2 protein-coding genes and 1 pseudogene are annotated in these 2,462 nt (G+C 46.5%); all 3 read left to right on the forward strand.

What is annotated here, in order from left to right; all coding sequences use genetic code 11:
- Window positions 1-157: 157 nt before the first annotated feature.
- The 3 genes and pseudogenes from AC13E3_RS00125 to AC13E3_RS00135 all read left to right on the forward strand — a co-directional run bounded on the left by AC13E3_RS00125 (window position 158) and on the right by AC13E3_RS00135 (window position 2,246).
- Window positions 158-658, forward strand: a complete 501-nt coding sequence (locus tag AC13E3_RS00125) for a GNAT family N-acetyltransferase (protein WP_482901552.1) — start codon at window positions 158-160, stop codon at window positions 656-658.
- 660 nt (window positions 659-1,318) lie between these two features.
- Window positions 1,319-1,411 (forward strand): annotated as a pseudogene (locus tag AC13E3_RS00130) (PEP-CTERM sorting domain-containing protein); the annotation flags it as partial.
- A gap of 97 nt (window positions 1,412-1,508) precedes the next feature.
- A complete protein-coding gene (locus AC13E3_RS00135; protein ID WP_206855300.1) occupies window positions 1,509-2,246 on the forward strand; it encodes a carbon-nitrogen hydrolase family protein in 738 nt (245 codons plus the stop codon).
- The last annotated feature ends 216 nt before the right edge of the window (window positions 2,247-2,462 follow it).

Consider the following 2,462-nt stretch of genomic DNA (forward strand, 5'->3'; position numbering starts at 1 on the left):
ATTACCAGCAGCTCCATGCGGTGCGAGGAACTGAAAAATGCCTAACCAAGTGTTCCAGTTCGTTCCGGGCCTGGCGGCCCTCCACCGGACAGCCTTGTCGCCGCTTCGCTCTGCCAAGGCTGCCGCTGAACAACGGCGTTAAGCAGTAATCGAAACCATGGAACAGGTGGTCATGATCAGGGATGTGATCTTCCCCAAGGATAGCGACGAGTTGAGAGCGCTCATTCTTGAGTATGCGGATTGGCTGGATATCGACCTTTCTTATCAGGATTTTGAGGGAGAGATGGCCTCGCTCGAGGCTTTGTTCTCGCTTCCCAACGGCCAATATACGTTTGCTATTGTGCAATCGCAGGTGGCCGGTGGCGTTGGTTTTCGTCAACTTGATGAGCACACGGCAGAGGTGAAGCGGCTGTACGTTCGGCGCCAATATCAGGGTAACGGGCTTGGGCGCCGGCTAATGGATAACCTTCTGATTAAGCTGAAAGGTTTGGGTTATACCAGAGTGGTCCTCGATGCCGTGCCTCCCACAAAAAAAGCTCAAGAACTATACGAGCTAATGGGCTTCCGGGAAATTGAGCCATATTTTTTCAATCCAACGCCCCACACCAAATTCTATGCATTTGATCTCCAGGACCATGCTTTGGAGAGCAATGCTTAACCAGCCGCGTCACTCAGACGGCCTTGTCAGGCCGCCGGTGCGCTTAGCGTTAAGCTAAATATAGATCATAGATGTCGGGAAAATTTACACTTTAATGAAGATGTTCTTTGTCTGCACATAAAAAACCAATTAATACAGCTATCTAAAAATGATGGCACATTAAGTGCGTGCTCCTTTTTCCGATTTTTAGGAATTGTGGAGAAAAAAATGAAAAAGGTAATTTTAATACTATTTTGTGCTCTTTCTGCTTCGGCAAATGCCGTGCTTTTAGATTTTACTAATATGGGTAACGGAAACGTTTCAACTATAGGTGATGTTACGTTTTCTCTTGCAGGAGAAGGTGAACAAGGCGATCCATGGGTTTCTACAACCCATGGTGGTGGTTTGTGGAATTCCACAGATGGTGTTTCCTATCCAACCAACACAATCTTGAAAGCAGAATTTGACGATTTCGCGTCTAATGTAATGTTCAATTTTGATAATGAAGGAAGCAAGTCCACGATTTGGAGCATTTTTGATGCCGCAGATTCATTAATTGCAACCGGAAACCTCTTTAGTGGCTTTTTCGATCTTTCGTCTTATGGAAACATCAAGAGCATTGAATGGAACAATAATGGTAATAATTGGCTTTTTGCCGTAGAAACATTGAGTTATGACTCTGTTGCTACAAGTGTTCCAGAGCCAGGCTCTATAGCCTTGCTAGGGCTTGGACTTGCAGGATTAGGTTTGTCTAGGAGAAGAGCGAAAGCTTAACAAACGCATTAACTCGGACAAACAAAAAATGGGGCATCATAGCCCCATTTTTTGTTTGCCGGTTATGCGGGCGTTATATTTCAAGAAGGAACATGTAGTGGGGCTGAAAATTGCGGTGGCTCAGATATCATCCGAAAGTGGAGCCATTGGCCAAAACGTGGAGAGACATTTAGCGGCCATCGAGGTTGCCGCGCAATTCAATGTTTCTTATCTTACATTTCCCGAGCTTTCCCTCACAGGTTATGAGCCTGAGCTCTCGCTGAATCTTGCGATGTCAGTTCACGATAGGCAACTTCAGTCTTTGCAAGTTGCGGCGAAAAAACACGGTATTTTTGTGGTTGCTGGGGCGCCGGTTGCAACGGACACTCTTCCTGAGATTGGATCTTTCATCTTTGCGCCAGATGGAAGCATTCGCACATATACGAAAATGCATCTTCATCCTGGAGAAGAGAAGTACTTTTCCGTTGGTAATCGCTACGAACTAACCCCAGTGCGTAAACATTTAATCGCAAACGCCATCTGTGCGGACACAAATGTCGCAGATCACGTAGCTGGCTGTGTTGAGAAAGGTGCAAAAATCTATATATCCGGCGCGATGATAACGGGTAACGGATACCCTAAAGATACCGAAATATTGAGAAATTATGCTCGTAATTACGGAATCGTGGTAGCGATGGCAAATCAAAACTCGCGCTCAAGCAGTGGGCTTCCTTGCGGTAAAAGTGCTATTTGGTCACGCTCTGGTCTACTCGTTTCAGCCAATGAGAGTCAATCAGCTATAGTCGTTGCGGAAAGCTCATCGGCTGGCTGGTCTGGGGGAGTAATTGAAATATAACCAGTCAGTCAACCGGACACCAAAAGCTTATTGCTTTTGGTTCCCTACGCTGGCGCTCCGGTGCCGGTTACTTATGCGTTATACAGACTAAGGAGAGTCAGGTTTGGAGTTAACCAACGTAGTCCCATGGGGCCGGTCTTTTGAAGAATATCAGGCTATGTTCGGATTATCCGAGGGCGACCTGAGCAAGCGAATCCTTGGTTGTGGTGATGGCCC

The sequence above is a fragment of the Marinobacter sp. L-80 genome, assembly GCF_056859395.1.

Excerpts from the sequence above, each read along its gene's own strand:
- AC13E3_RS00125 (WP_482901552.1), top strand. The coding sequence starts at position 158 with ATGGAACAGGTGGTCATGATCAGGGATGTGATCTTCCCCAAGGATAGC.